Annotated in this window: 17 protein-coding genes and 1 other annotated feature; of the genes, 14 read left to right on the forward strand and 3 right to left on the reverse strand. The window is 47.2% G+C overall.

Translation table 11 applies throughout. From position 1 onward, the window contains the following. The first annotated feature begins 40 nt into the window (after positions 1 to 40). From hemC to AYO36_RS03540, 8 genes are all read left to right on the forward strand, one after another. A complete protein-coding gene (hemC, locus tag AYO36_RS03505; RefSeq protein WP_058703856.1) occupies positions 41 to 967 on the forward strand; it encodes a hydroxymethylbilane synthase in 927 nt (308 codons plus the stop codon). Continuing rightward, positions 957 to 1,637, forward strand: a complete 681-nt coding sequence (locus AYO36_RS03510) for a uroporphyrinogen-III synthase (RefSeq protein ID WP_064299537.1) — start codon at positions 957 to 959, stop codon at positions 1,635 to 1,637. The genes hemC and AYO36_RS03510 overlap by 11 nt, the downstream gene beginning before the upstream one ends. After that, complete coding sequence (gene hemB / locus AYO36_RS03515) at positions 1,634 to 2,623, forward strand: porphobilinogen synthase (RefSeq protein WP_023468970.1); 990 nt, start codon at positions 1,634 to 1,636, stop codon at positions 2,621 to 2,623. The genes AYO36_RS03510 and hemB overlap by 4 nt, the downstream gene beginning before the upstream one ends. Beyond that, positions 2,620 to 3,930 (forward strand): glutamate-1-semialdehyde 2,1-aminomutase, encoded by a 1,311-nt coding sequence (gene hemL, locus AYO36_RS03520; protein WP_064299538.1) that lies wholly within the window; start codon positions 2,620 to 2,622, stop codon positions 3,928 to 3,930. The genes hemB and hemL overlap by 4 nt, the downstream gene beginning before the upstream one ends. Before the next feature lie 54 nt (positions 3,931 to 3,984). Further along, positions 3,985 to 4,214, forward strand: a binding site (T-box leader). A 50-nt stretch (positions 4,215 to 4,264) separates the two neighbouring features. Continuing rightward, entirely contained in the window at positions 4,265 to 6,901 is a 2,637-nt protein-coding gene (locus AYO36_RS03525) for a valine--tRNA ligase (protein WP_035396608.1), read from the forward strand. Between the two features lie 54 nt (positions 6,902 to 6,955). Further along, complete coding sequence (locus AYO36_RS03530; RefSeq protein WP_064299539.1) at positions 6,956 to 8,188, forward strand: bifunctional folylpolyglutamate synthase/dihydrofolate synthase; 1,233 nt, start codon at positions 6,956 to 6,958, stop codon at positions 8,186 to 8,188. Positions 8,189 to 8,270: 82 nt separating this feature from the next. Further along, the gene (locus tag AYO36_RS03535; protein WP_064299540.1) at positions 8,271 to 11,870 is read left to right on the forward strand and encodes a GEVED domain-containing protein; all 3,600 of its coding nucleotides are present in this window, start codon (positions 8,271 to 8,273) and stop codon (positions 11,868 to 11,870) included. 18 nt (positions 11,871 to 11,888) lie between these two features. After that, positions 11,889 to 12,575 (forward strand): ankyrin repeat domain-containing protein, encoded by a 687-nt coding sequence (locus AYO36_RS03540; RefSeq protein WP_064299541.1) that lies wholly within the window; start codon positions 11,889 to 11,891, stop codon positions 12,573 to 12,575. Between the two features lie 48 nt (positions 12,576 to 12,623). Here AYO36_RS03540 and AYO36_RS03545 read toward each other — a convergent pair whose 3' ends face one another. The 3 genes from AYO36_RS03545 to AYO36_RS03555 are packed head-to-tail and all read right to left on the reverse strand — an operon-like array spanning position 12,624 to position 15,324. Further along, positions 12,624 to 14,195, reverse strand: a complete 1,572-nt coding sequence (locus tag AYO36_RS03545) for a type IV pilus modification PilV family protein (RefSeq protein ID WP_064299542.1) — start codon at positions 14,193 to 14,195, stop codon at positions 12,624 to 12,626. An 18-nt stretch (positions 14,196 to 14,213) separates the two neighbouring features. Next, positions 14,214 to 14,834, reverse strand: coding sequence for a PilW family protein (locus AYO36_RS03550; RefSeq protein ID WP_064299543.1), 621 nt, complete (start codon positions 14,832 to 14,834; stop codon positions 14,214 to 14,216). Next, positions 14,797 to 15,324, reverse strand: coding sequence for a prepilin-type N-terminal cleavage/methylation domain-containing protein (locus AYO36_RS03555; RefSeq protein ID WP_064299544.1), 528 nt, complete (start codon positions 15,322 to 15,324; stop codon positions 14,797 to 14,799). Before AYO36_RS03555 ends, AYO36_RS03550 begins: the two co-directional genes overlap by 38 nt. Positions 15,325 to 15,514: 190 nt before the next feature. Here AYO36_RS03555 and AYO36_RS03560 point away from each other — a divergent pair, with 190 nt between their 5' ends. From AYO36_RS03560 to AYO36_RS03585, 6 genes are all read left to right on the forward strand, one after another. Beyond that, on the forward strand, positions 15,515 to 16,882 hold the full coding sequence (locus AYO36_RS03560; protein ID WP_064299545.1) for a G5 domain-containing protein: 1,368 nt from the start codon (positions 15,515 to 15,517) through the stop codon (positions 16,880 to 16,882). A 15-nt stretch (positions 16,883 to 16,897) separates the two neighbouring features. Next, entirely contained in the window at positions 16,898 to 17,212 is a 315-nt protein-coding gene (locus AYO36_RS03565; protein ID WP_029342268.1) for a hypothetical protein, read from the forward strand. Between the two features lie 8 nt (positions 17,213 to 17,220). Next, positions 17,221 to 18,885: a GspE/PulE family protein gene (locus tag AYO36_RS03570; RefSeq protein WP_064299546.1), complete on the forward strand. Its 1,665-nt coding sequence runs from the start codon at positions 17,221 to 17,223 to the stop codon at positions 18,883 to 18,885. After that, complete coding sequence (locus AYO36_RS03575; RefSeq protein WP_058703845.1) at positions 18,882 to 19,928, forward strand: type IV pilus twitching motility protein PilT; 1,047 nt, start codon at positions 18,882 to 18,884, stop codon at positions 19,926 to 19,928. The genes AYO36_RS03570 and AYO36_RS03575 overlap by 4 nt, the downstream gene beginning before the upstream one ends. Positions 19,929 to 19,932: 4 nt before the next feature. Beyond that, positions 19,933 to 21,150, forward strand: coding sequence for a type II secretion system F family protein (locus tag AYO36_RS03580; protein ID WP_064299547.1), 1,218 nt, complete (start codon positions 19,933 to 19,935; stop codon positions 21,148 to 21,150). A gap of 137 nt (positions 21,151 to 21,287) precedes the next feature. Next, entirely contained in the window at positions 21,288 to 21,758 is a 471-nt protein-coding gene (locus tag AYO36_RS03585; RefSeq protein ID WP_064299548.1) for a type II secretion system protein, read from the forward strand. Positions 21,759 to 21,800 lie beyond the last annotated feature (42 nt).

The raw sequence follows: 21,800 nt of genomic DNA on the forward strand, positions 1-21,800 counted from the left end.
CTTGTGCCGCCCCTTTATCATTGTACAGGGGGATTTTAGCATGCGAAAAATCATTGTTGGATCGCGAAGCTCGAAGCTAGCGATGACACAGACGAAATGGGTCATTGACCAGTTGAAACAAGCCGGCGCGCCGTATGAGTTCGAAATCAAGAACATCATCACAAAAGGGGACCGCATTTTGGATGTGACGCTCTCGAAAGTCGGCGGTAAAGGATTATTCGTAAAAGAGATCGAGCAACAGATGATTGACGAAGAAATCGATTTTGCCGTTCACAGCATGAAAGATCTACCTTCTGAATTACCGGACGGTCTCATCATCGGTGCCACACCAGCGCGTGTCGATGCGCGTGATGCCTTGATTACGAAAACAGGCGAAGGTCTTGCTTCCTTGCCAGAAGGTGCAGTTGTCGGCACGAGTAGCTTACGTCGTGGGTCGCAATTGCTAAAACTCCGCCCTGATTTAAAGATCGAATCGATTCGCGGAAACATCGACACACGACTCGATAAATTAAAAAATGGTCCGTTTGACGGGATTTTGCTCGCAGCAGCTGGTCTACAACGGATGGGTTGGTCTGAAGACGTCGTCTCGGAATATCTCTCGACAGATGACATGATTCCAGCCGTCGGTCAAGGAATCCTCGGTATCGAATGTCGCGAACATGACCAAGAAGTACGTGACCTTCTGCACCTGATTCATGATCAGATGACGGAAAAAGTAGCTTACGCCGAGCGCGCTTTCTTAGCGGCGATCGAAGGTAGCTGTCACGTTCCGGTCGGTGGATTCGCAACGATCAACGAAGATCTGTCAACGACACTTGTCGGATTCATTGGATCCGTCGATGGAGAGCAAATCCTACTCGAGCGCGAATCAGGTCTTGACCCGATGCAACTCGGTCAAGATGTTGCCGAACGTCTGCTTGCTTCGGGCGGTCGTGAGATTCTCGCGACACTTCCGGATGACTTGTAAGCAGGTACTCTTCACGGGCAGCCGACCACCGACGACCGAGCAGGTGGCTCGGCTACGCGCATTTGCGATTGAGAGTGTACACTATCCGGTCATTGAAACGCAGCCTGTTTCGTTTACATTACCGAAGGGAATTGATTGGCTCGTCGTGACGAGTCCGAATGGTGTCCACCGAATCGCCGATGTGTTACCTGAATTAGCAGAAACGCGTATCGCGGTCGTCGGGCGAAAGACAGCAGACGCACTTGCGAAGTACGGTCGAACAGCAGACTTCTGTCCGTCGACCTTTACAGGAGACGCACTCGTCGCAGAACTCGGACCACACTTGTCTGACGGCGATCATATCGTCTTTGCGCGAGGTAACCGATCGCGGCAAGCACCGGTCGATCAGTTACGAAAACTGAATCGATATACGGTCGAAGATATCATCACGTATGAAACCGTCACCCGTCGGCTACCTGAAGCACTTGTCAGAACTGCCACCTATATTGGACTGCAGAGTCCTTCCGCTGTCGAAGCGATTGCTCCATTATCCCCACAGACGACGTTCATCGTCATTGGGACGATTACGGAGCAAGCAGCAAAAGCAGCCGGACTTCAACCGATCCATGTCGCCCGTGAATTCACGGTGGACGGCATGATTGATCGTATCATTGAGGAGGAATCAGCATGAACACATTAGAATACGCACGTCACCGTCGTTTGCGTCATACCGCATCACTCCGGTCACTCGTCCGCGAGAACCAGTTGCATAAATCAGATTTGATTTATCCGATCTTCGTCGCTGAAGGCGAAGATATCAAACGCGAAGTCAGCTCGATGCCTGGCGTCTTCAACTTATCACTTGATCATCTGACGGCTGAGATTGAAGAAGTCGTCGCACTCGGAATCGAATCTGTTATCTTATTCGGTGTTCCGCATGACCACTTGAAAGACGAGCAAGGATCAGGTGCGTTTCACGATCACGGGATCGTTCAAGAAGCGACACGTCTCGTCAAGAAGGTTGCTCCGCAGCTAACGGTCATCGCCGACACATGCTTATGTGAATATACGTCGACAGGTCATTGTGGAATCGTCGCCGACGGTACGGTCGATAATGATGCGTCATTACCGCTTCACGTCAAGACAGCGATCTCACAAGCTCGAGCGGGTGCCGACGTCATCGCTCCATCATCGATGATGGACGGATTCGTCGCAGCGATTCGTCAAGGATTAGACGAGAACGGCTTCAGCCATATTCCGGTCATGAGCTATGGCGTTAAATATGCGTCTGCTTATTACGGTCCATTCCGTGATGCAGCGAACTCGGCACCGGGAGAAGGCGACCGGAAAGGTTATCAAATGGATCCAGCAAACCGCCGCGAAGCGTTCCGCGAAGCAACAGCGGACGTCGATCAAGGAGCTGACTTCATGATCGTCAAACCTGCACTTGCATTCATGGATATCATTCGCGATGTGCGCGAGCGAATTGATTTACCGATCGTCGCCTATAACGTATCGGGTGAGTATGCAATGGTCAAAGCCGCTGCCTTGAACGGCTGGATCGACGAAGAACGAATCGTCCTTGAGACGATGCTTGGCTTTAAACGAGCAGGCGCTGATTTAATCATCACCTATTTCGCAAAAGACATTTGTCGTTACCTGGAGGGGTCGAAATGAGCTTAATTAACCAGAACTCAAAATCAAAAGAAGCATTCGAGCGGGCACTCCCGCTCATGCCGGGTGGTGTCAACAGCCCAGTCCGTGCCTATAAATCGGTCGGGATGACACCGATTTTCGCAGATCACGCGAAAGGATCGAAGCTCTATGACATCGACGGAAAAGAGTATATCGATTATGTCTTGTCATGGGGACCAATGATTCTCGGTCATGCCGATCCAATCGTCACGTCAGCGATTCAAGAACAAGCGACACGTGGTTGGAGTTACGGAACACCAACAGAAATCGAATCAGCGATGGCGGAAGTCGTCATCAGCCGTGTGCCATCGGTCGAAGTGGTCCGGATGGTCAACTCAGGAACAGAAGCGACGATGGCAGCGCTTCGTCTCGCACGTGGCTATACAGGTCGGACGAAAATCCTCAAGTTCGAAGGCTGTTACCATGGTCACGGTGACTCGCTCTTGATCAAAGCAGGTTCAGGTGTCGCGACACTCGGATTACCCGATTCACCAGGCGTTCCGGCGCAAATCGCGAGCATGACGCTGACGGTTCCGTACAACGATTTAGATGCTGTCCGGATCGCGTTTGAAAAACATGGCGATGATATCGCCGGTGTCATCGTCGAACCAGCTGCTGGTAACATGGGCTTCGTGCCACCAGAACCGGGGTTCCTCGAAGGCTTACGGGACATCACGTCGGAAAACGGCGCATTACTCATCTTTGACGAAGTCATGACTGGTTTCCGTGTCGGCTTCCACTGCGCACAAGGACACTTCGGTGTCACACCAGACATCACGTGTCTCGGAAAAGTCATCGGTGGCGGAATGCCGGTCGGTGCTTACGGTGGACGTCGTGACATCATGGAGCAGATCGCACCACAAGGTCCAATCTATCAAGCCGGTACGTTATCCGGAAACCCACTCGCAATGGCAGCGGGTCTAGCGACATTGACACAGTTGAAACCAGAACACTATGAAGAGTTCGACCGGAAAGCGAGCCGTCTGTCAGAAGGCTACCTGAACGCTGCAGCGAAATATAACATTCCGCTGACGACGAACCGCGCAGGCGCGATGTTCGGTGTCTTCTTCACGGATGAACGCGTCACGAACTTCGAAAAAGCGAAAACATCGAACCTTGAGATGTTCCGTTCGTATTATCAAAAGATGGCGGCGCGTGGTGTCTTCTTACCACCGTCACAATTCGAAGGTCTCTTCCTGTCGATCGCCCATACGGATGAAGACATCGAGCGGACGATCGAAGCCGTCGAATTGACGTTCAAGGAACTCCAAGTTGAATTTGGTCGTTAAGCAGTTCTTGACGATTACTTGAACTCTCGGCTAAAATGAGTAAAGAAGAAAATGGCAACAGCGATGACGGGAAGAGTAGTCCTGTATTTGTACCGGAGTAGAGAACACATCCTTGGCTGAAAGATGTGACGGGCGAACAGGAGGAAGGTCACCCCACGAGCTGGTATCGTGAGTCTTACGAGCGATATCCGTCCTCCACACGTTACGTGGCTCGAGGGCATCCGATTTTGGATGAACTAAGGTGGTACCGCGGAAAAAAGCAACGGCTTTCTTTCGTCCTTAGCATAGGACGAGAGAAGCCGTTTTTATTATGGACAAAAAGGGAGCGATCAGGATGCAGGAATTATCAATGCCAACGAAGTATGATCCGCAGGCAACGGAAGAAAAATGGTACGACTTTTGGGTGAAAGGTGACTATTTCAAAGCCGATCAGGATCCAGAAAAAGAGCCGTACACGATCGTCATTCCACCACCGAACGTCACAGGTAAATTGCACCTTGGTCACGCATGGGACACGACGTTACAAGACATGCTGACACGGATGAAGCGGATGCAAGGGTTCGACGTCCTTTACCTACCAGGAATGGATCATGCCGGTATCGCGACGCAAGCAAAAGTCGAACAAAAACTGCGGGCAGAAGGACAATCACGTCTTGAAATGGGTCGCGAGAAATTCCTCGAACAATCTTGGGCATGGAAAGAAGAGTACGCGTCAACGATTCGTGCACAATGGGCAAAACTTGGTCTTGGACTCGATTATTCACGTGAGCGTTTCACACTTGACGAAGGATTGTCAGAAGCGGTTCAAGAAGTCTTTGTGAAACTTTACGAAAAAGGCTTGATCTACCGCGGCGAATACATCGTTAACTGGGACCCAGCGACGAAAACAGCGATTTCAGATATCGAGGTCATCTACAAGGATATCGAAGGTGCGTTCTATCACTTCAGCTATCCACTAACGGACGGTTCAGGTCACGTTGAACTAGCGACGACACGTCCTGAGACGATGCTCGGTGATACAGCGATCGCCGTGAACCCGAAGGATGAGCGTTATGCTCACCTCGTCGGAAAAACGATCACGTTACCAATCGTTGGCCGCGAGATTCCGATTGTTGCCGATGACTATGTCGACATGGAGTTCGGTACAGGTGTCGTTAAGATCACACCAGCACACGACCCGAACGACTTCGAAGTCGGTAACCGTCACGAGTTACCACGTGTCCTCGTCATGAATGAAGATGGAACGATGAACGAGAACGCAGGGAAATACGAAGGCATGGATCGTTTCGAATGCCGAAAACAAATCGTTGAAGATTTAAAAGCAGAAGGTGTTCTAATCAAAATCGAACCACACTTGCACTCTGTCGGTCACTCGGAGCGTTCAGACGCGATCGTTGAGCCGTATCTCTCACTCCAATGGTTCGTTAAAATGGAGCCACTCGCGCAAAAAGCACTCGAGGAGCAACAAGGGCCAGACAAGGTTAACTTCGTTCCACAACGCTTTGAAAACACGTACGTACGCTGGATGGAAAATATCCGTGACTGGTGTGTCAGCCGTCAACTCTGGTGGGGACACCGGATTCCGGCTTGGTACCATAAAGAAACAGGCGAAGTCTACGTTGGCAAGGAAGCACCAGCCGATATCGAGAACTGGGAGCAAGACAACGATGTCCTCGATACATGGTTCTCTTCAGCGCTTTGGCCGTTCTCGACGATGGGGTGGCCGAATACGGACGCAGCCGATTATCAAAAATACTTCCCGACATCGACACTCGTTACGGGTTATGACATCATCGCTTTCTGGGTATCACGGATGATCTTCCAATCGTACGAATTCACAGGACAACGTCCATTCCAAGACGTCTTGATCCACGGATTGATTCGTGATTCGGAAGGACGCAAGATGTCGAAATCCCTCGGGAACGGAATCGACCCGATGGATGTCATTGAGAAGTATGGTGCCGATTCACTCCGTTGGTTCTTAACGACAGGATCAACGCCAGGGAACGACCTCCGCTTCTACTGGGAAAAAATCGAAGCAACATGGAACTTCTCGAACAAATTGTGGAACGCAAGCCGTTTTGCCTTGATGAACATGGATGGTCTAACGTTTGATCAGATCGATTTGACAGGCGAGAAGTCACTCGCAGATAAATGGATTCTGACACGCTTACAGACGACGATTGACGACGTAACACGTCTGTCGGACAAATATGAGTTTGGTGAAGCGGGACGTATTCTCTATCACTTCATTTGGGAAGACTTCTGTAACTGGTATATCGAGATGGCGAAGTTACCGCTCAACGGGGAAGATGAAGCAGCGAAGCAGACGACGCGTTCGGTTCTTGCCTATACGCTCGACCGGATCATGCGTCTGATGCATCCATTCATGCCGTTCATCACGGAAGAGATCTGGCAACACTTACCGCATGAAGGTGAGACGATCACACGTGCCGCATGGCCAACACGTGAAGCGTCACTTGACTTCCCGGAAGCTGTTCCAGCATTCGAAGCGGTTCAGAACGTCATCCGTTCGGTTCGTAACATCCGCGCGGAAGTGAACGCACCGATGTCGAAACAGATCCAACTGTTCATCTCGACGAATGACGCACGTGTTCAAGACGACTTGTCGTCAAACAGCTCGTACTTGCAAAAGTTCACGAACGCGTCTGAACTCCGGATCGAAGAACAGATGCCGGCGCCAGAAAAAGCAATGAGTGCGATCGTAACGGGAGCAGAATTGTTCATCCCACTCGCTGACTTGATCAACATCGAGGAAGAAATCGCGCGCTTGAATAAAGAACTCGTCAAGTATACGAAAGAAGTCGAACGGGTCGAGAAAAAACTCAACAACCCTGGCTTCGTCGGCAAAGCACCAGCACATGTCATTGATGAAGAAAAAGCGAAGGCACTTGATTATACGGAAAAACGTCAAGCTGTCGAAGCACGCATCAACGAACTCTCACACTAATTACAGCAGTGGCTCAAGTCTCCTTGAGCCACTTTTTTTAAAGGAGCGAACAGCATGAGGACGCGAGAAGATGTATTGGAATGGTTATCGAGCTTACTAGCATTCGGCGTCAAACCGGGTCTTGAACGGATGCAGGCGATGTTACTGGAATTACAGATTGACCCAGACGCGATTCCGACGATTCATGTCGCTGGCACGAACGGAAAAGGATCGACGGTTGCGTTCTTACGTGAGATGGGAATTGCGGAAGGATTACGAATCGGGACGTTTACGTCGCCGTATATCATTCAGTTCGAGGAACGGATCATGTTGAATGGGATACCGATTGCAGAAGACGATCTCGTCGCATCTGCGATCGCTGTTCAAGCGGCCATCGGGCGCATCGATCCGGCACGAGGTACGGTCACTGAGTTCGAGGCATTAACAGGACTTGCCTTCTATTATTTTGATCAGATTCGTCCCGATTTCGTCATCTATGAAGTCGGTCTCGGTGGACTGTATGATTCGACGAACGTCTTCAAGAAGCCGGTCGCCGCGATCATCACGTCAATCGGGCACGATCACCAAGCGATTCTCGGAGATACGCTCCAAGAGATTGCTTTACAAAAGTTCGGCATCATCAAACAAGGAACACCGGTCATCGCCGGAAAACTGCAGGAAGAGCTGACCGTGCCGTTAATGGCGTATTGCGGGGACCGGAATGCGACGTTGAAATGGAGTCAGGAAGCGATCATTCGTTACCGCTTAAAAGAGACGGGGACCTGGGCGACGTATGATGGAATACCAGAGACACGCTTAGGGCTCGAAGGTCATCATCAAGTCCATAATGCGGCGAATGCCGTCATTTGTGCGCGGCGACTTGGGTGGTCGAAAGCGGCAATCCGAAAAGGATTACGGGAGGCAAAACATCCGGGACGGTTTGAGATCATCTCGCGCAAACCACGGATCATTCTCGATGGTGCACATAATCCGGAAGGCATCACGGCACTTGTTGAACGCTTAAAGGAAGAATCAAAACCCGTGACGTTGCTTTGTTCGATTTTGCGTGACAAAGACCGGACGGCGATGCTTACGCAGTTAAGTAGCATTACACCAGATATTTACGAGACGACATTTGATTTCCCGCGAGCTCGGACGATAGAGGAGTTGCAGCAAGAAGGCGCCAACGTGACGACGGTCGAAGCGTTCTTCAATCAATTAAGCGCTGAGCGAACATACGTCGTGACAGGATCACTCTATTTCATTAGTGAAGTACGTCATTATTACGCTTCCATTTTTACAAAATAGGGAAAATTCGCATTCTCTCGTTATAATGAAATGGGGGAGTATAGTCCCATATCTCAATGACACGATGAGGAGACGATAAGTGATGAAACAGTGGGTCCGTCTAGCCTTAGCCATCTTACTGATTTTTTCAAGTTTTACGTATATACATGAGCCACATTCCAAAGCGGCAACGGGTGAAAAGTTTAAGATTTTAGAGATTCGAGATGACTGGTCGACGACGAACCGGATTGACCCGGGAACGACCATTACATCGTTGTCACTGTTAAAAGACTTGAATACTAGTCAATACGAAATCAAGATGATGACGGTCAAAGAGTTGAATGCGTCTCGTTTTCCACTTGATGGCGCATTTGATGCGATCGTTTTTGATCCATCTATTTTTACTGGAACAGACCGTTATTCGATTACAGTATCTGATACATCCAAAAAACATAATACGAGTAAAATTGAGAATGATATTACGAAGTTAAAAGCGAATGAGATTTTGACGAACTATATTCAAAAAGGATTACCCGTCTTTTTACACGCTGATGTGTTAACACATGCAACGAGTAATTTCACTTCGATTTTTAAGCCAAGCATGACGTCTGGTGCTGCGATTGCCTATACGGATTCAAAACAGGTCGTCTCCCGATTACAATCCGAAAAAATTGAACGACCTCGTTTAAGCAAGGTAGCGGTTTCGCAGGCTGGTCAATCGTTAACATCGGTGGATAAAGCAGCACCGGCTTCACCAGATAAACCAATTGATTTTAATTTTACGCTTGATCAAACTACGGCTAATACACGTGTCCAGTTGTATATTGACTTTAATAGTAACGACCAATTCGATGAGTCGGAGAAAGTCGATGAGAAAGTAGCTACGGTTTCTGGTTCAGTATCGTATCGCTTTGATGCACCAAGCTATACGGGACCACGCAATTGGATGATTCGACTCGTAAGTGAAGATGGACTGACGGATTATAAAATGGGAAGCTTTTTAATGCAGGACCAAGAAGCTAAAGCAAAAATTTTACAAGTCACGCGTTCCGGAACGACCGGTTCAATCAACGGTTTTATGAACTCAGGAACTTTACTAAAACAAGATGGGTTATATGACTTTAATGTAGAAGTCATTTCTGCGGACACGTTTAACAAAACGTATGCCAATAAAAATATAAATACATCCTATGATATGCTAATCTTCGGTTTTCAGGATTCGTATGGTGCAGCTTCACTCAGTGACCCTGCATCAGATGCTATTCTTAACTTCACGAATACGGGGCAAGGATTGATGTTGACACATGATACGATCTTTAGACCGGCACAATCCAGCAAACCAGAGCTATTCTGGGAAACAAAGTTTGCGGATCTCGCAGGTCAAAAGAACTTTACGAACATGGGGTACGCGGCACCTCGAACATCGGGTCAAGCAGTCAAACAAAATGCGGGCGTCATGACTTCTTATCCATTTGCCTTAGCTGATACGGTTGCTATCGCAACGACACACAATCAATACTTTGGTCTGGATCTTGAACAACCGGACTTGATTCCATGGTATAACATCCGTGAAAACAACCTCAGTAGTTCGAATCAGGCTGCCGGAAGAACAATTGGTGATGCACGCAACCACTATTATATGTATACCAAAGGAAACGTTACGTATTCAGGAGCAGGGCATACTTCGAGCTTCAATCAACAACAAGAAAAAGAACTATTCTCAAACACGATGTACCGAGCGTTCATTGGTGCGAACCATAAGCCGCTCATCAAGAACATCTTACCAACGGATAAATCAAGTTACCTCGAGAACGAACCGTTGACTATCTCGTATCAAGTCAACGACTACGACCTACAAGATCGTGAGTTAAAGACGCGCATCTACATTGATGATGAGAAAGTTTTTGAAAACAATAAATTGAAAAATAACTCGTTCGTCAGTCAATCGTTCGATTCAAAGCTCAAAGGAAAAACGAGCGTGACGATCCGTATTGAAGCAGAGGATCAACGAGGTGCCAAAACAATTGAGACACGAACGGTTCAAGTCGTTCGTCCGGCTGCATCTATGCCTTTCGTCCTGTCACGCTCGATTGATCCAGCTACGATTCCAAAAGGAGAAACAGCGGATATCACCTACATCGTCAAAACGTCTCCAATGATGCAAAAGGATGCCATTGGTAACAACGGATACATCATGGGACAATTCTCGGTGACGATGGAAAATATCCTGTTCAACGAACAATTTCCAAGTAATCTTGAAATCTTATCAACGACTGGTCTGACTGGAGCGAATATTACAGGACAGACGATTAAAGGGAGACTCCCGGATATCGAATACGATGAGGCGATTTCAGGTGTTCATAAGGGTGAATGGATCGCAGATCAATCAGAAGTAACATTCACTGTCAAAGTACGTGCCAAAGATAATGCAGGAGTTCATGTACTTGATAAAAAAGATAATACGCTGACATCAACGAAAAACGTCTACCGAGATAAAAAGAACGGAAAAGATAAATCAACAACTGTCACCAATGATCCACAAGCTTTTCCGACGATTGGTTATGCACTGACACCATCCTATGCGACAAGTGCGAAAATTCCGTCCGTCAAGATGGATATCACGACACCATCATATAAAGTTTTACCAGAAATCAGTCCTATAGGTAGTCAGTACGGCACGTTAAAATGGTCAATCGTAGATTCAGAAATCGCATCCATCGATGAAGCTGGTGTCATTAAACCGAAAAAAGTCGGGACGACACAGATTAAACTTGTCGTACCAGTCGGAAACGGTAAGGAGTTGACGGCGACTTCTGAACTCGTCATCAATGATGTGTTCGGAGGACTCATCGTCCGAAACGTGCCAGATACGTTATATGTCGGCGAAACAAAATCAATGACAGGAATCGCTTCGATGGTATCGGGAAGCAACACGCCGATTCAATGGATCATAACGAACGATTCGCGTGTTACGACAAGTGGCTTAACTAAGAATACGTTGGAGTTGACAGGAAAGACACCAGGCATAGTCACGGTCAAAGCGGTCGTACCTGCGACAGCTGGAAGCTCGACTTATCTTGCCCAATCAACGACGTATACGATTCAAGTCAAGTTGCCGGAATTATCCGTTTCCCCAAGTAATCTGGAACTGTGGGTTGGATCGAATCAAGATGTAACGGCGACATTCAATCCGAACTATCCATTACCACTTACGACTTCAACTGTTAGTAATGCAATTGAATTGAAACAGACGGCATCGGGTTATACGATCACGGGTAAAACTGGCACACCAAACGGTCCGGTCGAAGCGTTACTCACATTGACGGATTTCCCAGATACAGTCGCGAAGACGCTCGTACGGGTACGCGAGAACCCACTTAATCTGACAGCCGATGATATCGCGATGACGATGAAGGATGATAAGAAATCACCGATTCTGCGCTGGTTCCCAGTGACGACGACGGAACGCTTCTATCGGTTGGAAGTGCTTCAGGGTAAGGAATACGTCAAAATTGATCCAACAGGACAAGCGCTACAACCACTTCGTCCAGGTGTAGCACGTATCAAGGTAACAGCATTAAAAGAAAACAAAGATGTGTTCGAAGTCATGAAAGACAATCAAAAAACACCACTAACGACGACATTCAAGGTGACGATCGGTTCTGAGTCAGGAACATCAGACTTGGATGGAGATGTTTATTAAGAAGTGGGGACGCTATATATGAAACGCAGACGAATAATTGTCGTCCTCTTGATTTTAATCATCATTGGAATCGGGGGAGCGATATATGTTACGAAATCAAATCAACAAGCAGCACTGGAACAAGGACTGCGTTCAGAAAAACCAGAACGACTTGCGAACGCATTAAAAGATACTTCTTTATCAACAAAGGAGAAAAATCGTTACATCCGTCGCTTCCAGGAAACACTCGCTTTTGACAAAGCAAACCTCCTTCTTGATGAGCAGACCGTAAAAAATAAAGCGAACTGGTTTTATACGGCGCAGTTCGCGCCACGTAGCACGGTCGCTGAATGGTTGGCAGAAGGTGCAAAAATCAGTCAACTGAATGCGCAAGGTCAGTCGGTTCTTCATGTTGCAACGAGTGTGAATCGATCGATTGATGCGTATGCTCTTTTGATAAAAGAAGCGTCGAAAAAAGAGCTCAATCGGATCGATGACTTTGGTCATACACCACTCTTTTATGCGACACTAGATCAAAATGAGGCAGCGATTGAACTGTTGTTAGAAGCAGGAGCTGATTCGAATCGTGGGAAAGAGAAACCGGTCTATGAAACGGTCAAACAAAATCGAAAAGATTTATACGCAATGTTAGAACAGAACGGTGCAACGGTAGAAAGCAAAAAGGTGAAAAAGCTCGCTAAAGAATACCGAGCAACAAAATTCTAGTCAAAAAAGAGTCATTCGTCGCAGACGAATGACTCTTTTTTATGTGTGTTACGGTTGAACGCGTTTTGGTGTTTCGACATACAATTGGACTGCTCGATTGAGTGGAAGTAAGGCTGTTGGATTTTTTAATACCGTCGCATCATACGCCATACGTAGACGGGATGCTTCAAAGTCAGATGATTTGTTAGCGACCATCAGTTTTTCGAGTTCTCTTACGTTTGCAGGAAACGTATTTTCTGGTAAGTCCAATTTTCCACGATAGGCATTGACTTCTAGATTACCCTTCGTAAAAATGCCACCGCGTACATTCATCGTCGAACCTACAGAGTAAATCGTATTTTTTTGATTGTCATCACTATATAGAAAGGCATTTAAATCAGGTGTAGTCGTTTGAGGCGTCGAAAATTTATTGACGCGGTTAATGACGAGATTTCCTTTACTGAGTAAAATCAATGTATTTTGTTTAGCTGTTGAAGTCAGTCCTTGAATGTTTGCGTCATCCAGACGACTTGTTCCGGTCGCATAAATCGTCGTTGCAAATCCAACATTTCCTCGAATCAGTAAGTTGCCAAGCACGACGAGAGGACGCTTGATCTCAAGCGGCTGGGTCAAAGGGTTCAAGGAAGAGATCGTTAAGTTCCCGTTAATGATTAAAGGTTCGAGTGTTTCTTGAACAAGATCATCTGTCAACGTCACAGTATTACCTGTGTTTAATGCTGGACTAATCATTTGTCGCTTCGTATCAAGTTCTGTTAAAAAGGGTCCCGTTAGTATAGATTGCGGAATCGAGGAGTTTTTCAAAGTAGACGCGACTTGTGTAAGAGGCGTATTCACCGGTAGTTTCAGAAAGTCGTTCAACGCATAATCAAAATCGAACGGAACGAGTGTTTCTTTCGTTGATACTAGCTCTGTTGCACCTTTCGGATCAAAAATCGTTTTATCACACACAAGGTAATCCCCGCATTTCAGTAATGGCTGATTCTTCTCTTGAAAAACGCGTACCTGACCTGCGATATAAGGAAGTGCTTTGGTATTAGTGAAGATCCCATCCTCATCGTTGTATTTAAATATCGGGGTCGCAGTTGCTTGCAGAGCGTTGCGAGAAAAAATATTACCTTCGATCAAGGGAGCGCCATTTAATATGACTTGATCATCTGAGCCTAATGTATAGTACAAAAAACTAGGAATCGCAGACAAATAGACACGTTGTCGATACGTTTTTTTGATTGCCGGCTGATCGCCTTTTTGTTTTGAAACTGTCGCTGTTAAATCAAGCGCTTTGACACGAACGTTCGATGCGGCTTCATTTAGCTTGACGGTCACGTTCGGAACGATTGTTTTTAAGGGTAAGACGATAGAGCTGTCGAGATTCTCAAACAATGCTTGAGAAGAAGTCGTTGGTGAAGTCCCAGTCGTCTTTGACACGATGTTTTGGAGGGAAGCGACTGCTAAATCAAGATCATTTTGTGTCGTCGTCTCGACATCGATATCCGTCTCGCGGATTTCGGTTAGGCGAGTTGACTGTAAACTGATGCCAATCGTCGCAACAGCGAGGACAGACAGGACGGTTAAAGTCACAAGAACGAAAAGTAATGTATAGCCTTGTTCGGATTTACGCATACCGTGTTCCTTTCTGAGTTAAAATCCAATCGTACTCGTGAAGGTCTGGACTTCTTCTTGATCTGTCGATTGAATTGTAGTTGTAATCGTTAAAATACCGTGAATGACGTAGCGCCCCGGATATGCTCCTGATGTAATGGTTTGATACTCGGGACTCGATAACTTAAACGTTTGAAGTAATTCCGTTTGGTCGTCGATCGACTGTGGTGTCGATTCGTACATTAGTTCGGTGCCGTACGAGGTTTGTTCTGCGAACGTATAACGGACGGGTGTCGCTTCCTTCTCTGAAGCAGATGCTTCTTCTGTTGCGTTAAAAGGTTCAAATCCACTGGCGCGTTCAAGTAATCCAGTGTCTGCGTTCAAAACAGGAAGTGTTCGTTTATAAAACGATAACTGTTTTGCTTCATCGATCCGAATCGCATCAAATCCACCGATTTCGTTTAATATGATACCGACTCGACTATCAGCTTCACTACGCAGTTCACTGATGATTCCAGTTGCCCGAAAGCTTTTCGTACCAGAGATGAACACAGTCAGGATGACAGCACTGAAAATCGAGGCAATGACGATGGCGACGAGTAGTTCGACGAGCGAGAAGCCGTCATTTTGTTGTCGGAAAACTTTGATTGAGCGTCGCATTCGTAATCGATCCTTTCAATGATGTAATCGGTTCAGTTGTTCCTTCTATGTAGACGAATACATGGAGGTCAAGGAGATTCGGATTAACGACTCCTTCGAGTTTCCGAGGTGTCACACTGTATTTGACTTCAAAGGCAATATTATTGATTTCAGGATTAGTAAAGATTGATGAGCAAATAGCCGATAGTTCACAAGAAGGAGACGTGGGCTCTGGAATGACATATTTTCCATTCAGATAAGTCGCTTTGTCTGCCTGTGTAGATAGAGAATTGAAGGCGAAGGGTTCATCACTTGTCGCTTCTAAAGCTTCTCGTTTGATATAAGAGGTTGCGTTTTTTGCCAGATAATTCGCAAACGTCAACTCCGTACTGTCGCGTGAGGCAGCTAGTGATTGAGAAAAAATGCTGATCAGAGAGACCGATATGATAGATAAGATCGTAATACTGACTAATACTTCGATTAGCGAAAAACCGCCTTGCTCGCGTTGCATGGATTCACCTCTACTTCATGATAGATGAGGATGAAAGATCCTAAATGATTTTTCTAGAAAATCAAAAACAGCACCTATTCACAGATCATGAAAGGATTTGTAAGGATAGGACTTATGTTTCATCATAATATTCATTATAATGGAAATACTAGGCACCTGAAATGATTAAATTCATACAGAAAGGAAACAGATGATGATTAATCCGAAGCGTTTTGCTATACATACACTTTTGCTACTTGTACTGGTAGCCCTGATTTACGTACCATCGTTTGCCTTAATTTCCTTTACCGGTAAAGCAACGGCACCTACGACGTTTTCTGAGACGGCACGAATTGGATCGGTTCCAGTCAGTGGCATGGATCGAAAAGAAGCACAATCGAAAGTTGAGAAAGCGATTACGGAGTGGACGAAGAAAACGCCGCTGACGACTGGAACGGGAGAAGAGACGACACCGATGCCAACAGAAGTCGTGACGATCAACGCCGCTGATTCTGTCAAAAAAGCTTCTTTGAAAAAAGGTGGAGATTTGATGGTTGCAGTAGACGAGGCGGCGCTTGAGAGTTTTCTAGCGACACAGCCGATCAGTTACTCGGATGAGCAACTCGTTGCCTTTAAGACATGGTTAATCGATACGAGTAAAACGTTACAGGAAGGAAACTTTGATCCTGCTCAATCGGAAGCTGCAGTCGATCCAACAGGTGAGGTCGTTTCAACGGTTTCATTCTCGACGCGGTCTGCTGCTGAAGAACAGATGATCACGGCAATGATGAATGTGGAAATCAAGCCGGGACAATTGATGAATGTTAAGACGTACGGTATGGATGGAGTCGCAGGCTCGTATGTCGGTAGCAAGTTATACGAACTGTTCGCAAAGACGCCATTTGAAATCGTCGAACGGATGCCGCATGCGGCATTACCAGATGGCGTCACACTAGGATATGACGTCAAAATTGATGAGAAAACAGATTTTGCCGTTCGTAATACACAAGCATCCATCTATCGTGTCATTGCGACACAAAACGGAAGTGATGTCACGCTTGAATTGCGAGGCACACCATTCAAGGAAACGGTCACGACCGTCCTTGAAGGCGAAAAAACGATTCCATTCCGGACAATCACACGTTATTCTGCAACGCTTACAGCTGGAACGACGAGTGATACACAAGCGGGAGAAGAAGGGAAATCGATTGAAGTCTATCGCGTGACGAAGACGGCTCAAGGTGAGAAGAAGCAGTTATTGTCTCTTGATTTCTACGCAGCCATCCCAGCAATCGTCACAAAGAGTAGTCAAGAAGAACAAGCACCTGTCGTCGTACCTGAACCGGAAGACGACACGAACTCCGATGATTCGACGGATACGAATGATTCCAATGATTCAACGAATACAGACGGTACAGACGATCAAACGACGGATGAACCGCAGACAGATGGCGTCGAGACGCCAGATACACCAACGTCTCCGACAAGTCCGACGTCACCCGATACACCTGATAGTAATGAAACGGGTGATCCTGCTTCACCAGTAGAAGGTGAAACAACAGGGGAACCTGTCGGATAAGAAGGAGGAAACAAGATGAACTGGACGACGATAGCAATTGAACTCGGTATCATCATCGGTCTAGCGACAATCATCTGTGGTCTGATGTTTGCGGTGACGATCCCTTACGTGACGACTGTGACGACAAAGGCGATTTTATCCGTTGCGGCGATCTTGATCGTGACGTTGATCTACTTCAGCATCCAGCTCGACTGGATTACGAACCCACTCGTTTTAGTCGGAATTGTCGTCTTATGTCTGTTGACGGCAGCAGTGACGAGTGTAATGGATGAAAAACATCAAAAACCGGATGTGTTAGAGGAAGAAGAAACATGGCACGCGGAAGGATGACACGTTAAATGGCAATGAAACGAAAACGTTTAGGGGAAATGTTGATCGAAGAAAGCCTCGTGACGGAGCAACAAGTCGAAGAGGCGTTGACGGTCAAACGGTCGACCGAAAAACTCGGGGATGCACTCCTTCGACTTGGTCACTTGACGGAACAACAATTACTAGAGGCGCTACATCACCAATTGAAGATTCCGATCATCCAGCTGTACAACTATCCAGTTGACGTCGCCGTCACGAAACTGATCTCAAAAGACCTCGCACAGCGACATACACTCGTCCCGGTCTACCGGGAAGGAAATCGTTTGTTCATCGCTATGGCGGATCCGATGGATTTGATCGCGATCGATGATTTGCGGATGCAGACCGGTCTATCAATCGATGTCGGAATCGCGACGCGTGACGAAATCAGACGAACGATCCTGAAATACTACGACATTGATTCGTCGTTACGGGAGCTACTCGAATCCGATGACATGATGGAGTCGGATCAATCCCGTGATGTCGTGACACGCGAAGATGCACCCATCATCCGGCTCGTCAATCAAATTTTAGAGAACGCGATTGCCCAGCGTGCATCGGATATTCATATGGATCCGCAGGAAACTTCGATGACGATCCGAATCCGGATTGATGGAGAATTACGAACGGAGAACAACTATCCGAAGCAGATCCAAAGCATTCTGACGACCCGGATCAAGGTCATGAGTGAACTCGATATCACCGAGTCACGCTTGCCACAGGATGGACGTATTAAATATGTCTTTAACGGATTACCATATGATTTCCGTGTCTCGACCTTGCCGACCGTTTACGGCGAGAAGGTCGTTATCCGGATTCTTGACAGCTCGAACTCGAACATCTCGATTTCAAAAATCGGTTTTAGTTCGCGGAATGAATCACAGTTCCGGGAGATGCTAAAGCGCCCGAACGGCATTATCTTGATCACCGGTCCGACCGGTTCCGGGAAATCGTCGACGTTATATGCTGCGTTAAATGAGTTGAATGACGAGTCACGCAACATCATCACTGTTGAAGATCCGGTCGAGTACCAGGTCGATGGGATCAATCAGGTCCAAGTCAACGCGAAGATTGGGTTGACGTTTGCGAGCGGTCTTCGCTCGATCCTTCGTCAGGATCCGAACGTCGTCATGGTCGGGGAGATTCGCGACATCGAGACGGCTGAGATTTCGATTCGTGCTTCGCTGACAGGACACTTGGTTCTTTCGACTTTGCACACGAACTCTGCCGTTAGTTCGATCACGCGATTGATTGACATGGGTGTCGAACCATTCCTTGTTGCTGCTTCTGTCAGTGGATTGATTGCACAACGACTCGTTCGCCGTGTCTGCCGTGATTGTGGCGAAGTCAATCCGATTTCGAAACGAGAACAAGAGCTATTTGATCAAGAGGGAATCGAAGCGACGACAGTTATGCGTGGACGTGGCTGCTCGTCTTGTAATATGACGGGGTACCGTGGACGGGTTGCGATTCAAGAGGTCATCATGGTCGACGAAGTGTTACGCCGGATGATCATGAATCAATCGACGGAAAGTGATATCACAGCGTACGTCAAGGAACAAGGTCAACGGTTCCTGCTTGCAGATGGTCTATCAAAGGTCGCGGACGGGATCACGACAACAGAAGAGATTTTACGGACGGTGATTTCAGAATGAATAGTACGATGGAACGGGCACAAATCGAAGACATCTTACGCTCATCAAAAGAACGAGGAGCGTCTGATGTCCACTTGACGGCGGGATCACCGCCTGTCTTTCGAATCAACGGAACGTTGACACCGTTTGGGACAGAAAAGATGAAACCAATCATCATTGATGGGTTTGTGCAGTCACTGATCACGGAAGAGATGTATCAACAGCTGAAGCAGGACCGAGACATCGACTTTTCATTCGGTGTGACCGGTGTTGCCCGGTACCGGGTCAACTGTTTTTACCAACGGGGCGCTTTGTCGATGGCGTTTCGAACGATTCCGACCGAGGTGCCAACGCTTGAGCAATTAGCGTTACCGCCTGTCTTAAAACGATTCTTAACGAAACCACACGGCTTGATTCTCGTGACGGGTCCGACGGGTTCCGGGAAATCGACGACGCTTGCAGCGATGATCAATGAAATCAATCAGACGATGTACAAACGAATCATTACGCTTGAGGATCCGATTGAATACTTACATAGTCATCATAAAAGTCTAATCGATCAGCGGGAAATCGGGATCGATGCGCCACGTTTCGCGACCGGGTTGCGGTCAGCGCTCCGTCAAGATCCGGATGTCATTTTGCTTGGAGAAATGCGAGACCTTGAAACGATTGCGACAGCCGTGACAGCAGCAGAGACGGGTCACCTCGTCTTCGCGACAGTCCATACGTCGACGGCTGCCTCGACAGTCAGCCGAATCATCGATGTTTTCCCGTCAGAGCAACAAGATCAGATTCGGGCTCAACTGGCGAACGTTCTTGCGGGCGTCGTCTCGCAACGCCTGATGCCGCGTTCAGACGGTTCAGGACGCGTCGCAGCCCTTGAGATCATGGTCGATACACCAGCTGTCTCGAACTTAATTCGGACCGGTAAGGAATATCAGATTCAATCCGTCCTGCAGACGGGTAAACAATACGGCATGCAGACGATGCAGATGGCATTGCAGGATCTCGTCAGTCGGGGATTGATTCCGGCTTCTGCTGCATCACCGTATATATCGGGGTGAACACATGGCAGTATTCATTTATGAAGGTCGGACGATTGCCGGCAAACGAAAGAAAGGCAAGATTACAGCACTGACGAAACGGGAAGCCGCAGAACGGTTGCGGACGGATCAGATTGCTGTGACTTCGCTTGAAAAACAAGAATCAAAAGGGTTGAACACTGAGATTACGTTCCTCAGTGCAAAACCAAAAATCGAACATCTCGTCATGTATGCGCGGCAGTTCGCGACCCTCGTGCGGTCCGGTGTTTCGATCGTCAAGGCGACGGAAATTCTACGGAAGCAGACGGAGTCGAAACCACTCGAACGGGCACTCGTTGAGGTCGAGGACGATTTACGAAGTGGGATCCAATTTTCGCAAGCGATTGAAAAACATCCGCGCGTCTTTGACACGTTCTTCGTCAGTATGGCGATGGCGGGAGAGGCGAGTGGTAATCTTGAGGAAGCGCTCGATAACATCGTCACTCAACTTGAAAAGCAGTACGAAATCAAACGGAAGGTCATCTCGGCATTGATCTACCCAGCGGTCGTCTCACTCGTCGCTATTGGAGTCGTCGTCTTCTTGATGATGAACGTCGTGCCGACCTTTGCGTCGATTTTCGATCAGCTCGGGAGTGAACTACCGTTAATCACGAAACTCGTCGTCGCCGTATCCGACTTCTTCGTCGCTTATTGGTGGGTGATGCTGTTGATTGCGTTCGGATTGATTGGTTTACTGTATTTCAATTTAAAAAACGAACGGCAACGCTTATTCTTTGATCGATTCTTATTGATGGTTCCGGTCTTCGGTCCATTGATTCAAAAGTCACAAATCGCCTTAATGACGCGTGGCTTATCTGTACTGTTAAACGCTTCGGTCCCAATCCTGGCATCGCTCGACATCACGGAACGGATCGTCACGAATCGGATCATCCGGAAGGGGATTGCGGGTGCCAATGAAGCGATGTCACGCGGAATTCCGATGCACGAGCCGCTCGAGAAAAACAAATATTTCCCACCTCTTGTCACGCAGATGATTGCGATTGGGGAAGAGTCAGGGCGTCTTGATACGATGTTGACGGAAGTCGCGAACTTTTATGAGACGGAAGTCGAGACGACGACGGACCGATTAAAGTCGATTATTGAGCCACTCTTGATTGTTGTCTTAGCAGCGATCGTTGGTGTCATCGTCATTGCAGTTGTCGTACCGATGTTTAAAATTTACTCGGATATCCAAGCGAGTTGACAACTGTAAAAACATTTACCTGATGTGAAAAAAAGACATAATCTACAAAAAATATGGTGCTACTATAATAGTATTCGTCTGGATAGTATTACCTACTAGCCACGCACAGTAAAAAAGCACTAGGGAGGCATAATGTAATGGTAGAACGGTTAAAAGAAATCTGGTTAGATGCAAAACAAATGCGTGATGAGCGCGGGTTGACGTTGATCGAGTTACTCGTCGTCGTCGTTATCTTAGGAATCATTGCAGCAATCGCTGTTGTCGCAATCGGTGGATTGATTGAGAACTCGCGTAAAGATGCAGTTGTTTCGGATGCGAAGCAATTGGTATCAGCTGCGAAGTTGTATACGTCATCGAATCCAATTAAAGCTGGAGAAACAGTTGTTATGGGAATTGAAAAGGATGGAAAACCATTTGCTACATCTGATGGTGTAGTTCTTGATAAATACATCGATAGCATGGAAGACCCATTTAATTCGCCAGAAAAATATACTGATGCTTTTGTTTCTGTAACAGAAACAGGAGGTAAATATACGTATTCTGTAACTCTAAATGGTGATGAAGACTACTTTACTGATAAAACACCATCAGCGCTTAAACGTTGGTAATTACTACCCCCTCCTCGGGGGTTTTTTTCTGAACTTTTTTGA

This window comes from Exiguobacterium sp. KKBO11 (assembly GCF_001644945.1).
GTDB lineage: Bacteria > Bacillota > Bacilli > Exiguobacteriales > Exiguobacteriaceae > Exiguobacterium_A > Exiguobacterium_A abrahamii.

Coding starts and splice junctions, on each gene's coding strand:
- hemC (WP_058703856.1), top strand. CDS start 41: ATGCGAAAAATCATTGTTGGATCGCGAAGCTCGAAGCTAGCGATGACA.
- AYO36_RS03510 (WP_064299537.1), top strand. CDS start 957: ATGACTTGTAAGCAGGTACTCTTCACGGGCAGCCGACCACCGACGACC.
- hemB (WP_023468970.1), top strand. CDS start 1,634: ATGAACACATTAGAATACGCACGTCACCGTCGTTTGCGTCATACCGCA.
- hemL (WP_064299538.1), top strand. CDS start 2,620: ATGAGCTTAATTAACCAGAACTCAAAATCAAAAGAAGCATTCGAGCGG.
- AYO36_RS03525 (WP_035396608.1), top strand. CDS start 4,265: ATGCAGGAATTATCAATGCCAACGAAGTATGATCCGCAGGCAACGGAA.
- AYO36_RS03530 (WP_064299539.1), top strand. CDS start 6,956: ATGAGGACGCGAGAAGATGTATTGGAATGGTTATCGAGCTTACTAGCA.
- AYO36_RS03535 (WP_064299540.1), top strand. CDS start 8,271: ATGAAACAGTGGGTCCGTCTAGCCTTAGCCATCTTACTGATTTTTTCA.
- AYO36_RS03540 (WP_064299541.1), top strand. CDS start 11,889: ATGAAACGCAGACGAATAATTGTCGTCCTCTTGATTTTAATCATCATT.
- AYO36_RS03545 (WP_064299542.1), bottom strand. CDS start 14,195: ATGCGTAAATCCGAACAAGGCTATACATTACTTTTCGTTCTTGTGACT.
- AYO36_RS03550 (WP_064299543.1), bottom strand. CDS start 14,834: ATGCGACGCTCAATCAAAGTTTTCCGACAACAAAATGACGGCTTCTCG.
- AYO36_RS03555 (WP_064299544.1), bottom strand. CDS start 15,324: ATGCAACGCGAGCAAGGCGGTTTTTCGCTAATCGAAGTATTAGTCAGT.
- AYO36_RS03560 (WP_064299545.1), top strand. CDS start 15,515: ATGATGATTAATCCGAAGCGTTTTGCTATACATACACTTTTGCTACTT.
- AYO36_RS03565 (WP_029342268.1), top strand. CDS start 16,898: ATGAACTGGACGACGATAGCAATTGAACTCGGTATCATCATCGGTCTA.
- AYO36_RS03570 (WP_064299546.1), top strand. CDS start 17,221: ATGGCAATGAAACGAAAACGTTTAGGGGAAATGTTGATCGAAGAAAGC.
- AYO36_RS03575 (WP_058703845.1), top strand. CDS start 18,882: ATGAATAGTACGATGGAACGGGCACAAATCGAAGACATCTTACGCTCA.
- AYO36_RS03580 (WP_064299547.1), top strand. CDS start 19,933: ATGGCAGTATTCATTTATGAAGGTCGGACGATTGCCGGCAAACGAAAG.
- AYO36_RS03585 (WP_064299548.1), top strand. CDS start 21,288: ATGGTAGAACGGTTAAAAGAAATCTGGTTAGATGCAAAACAAATGCGT.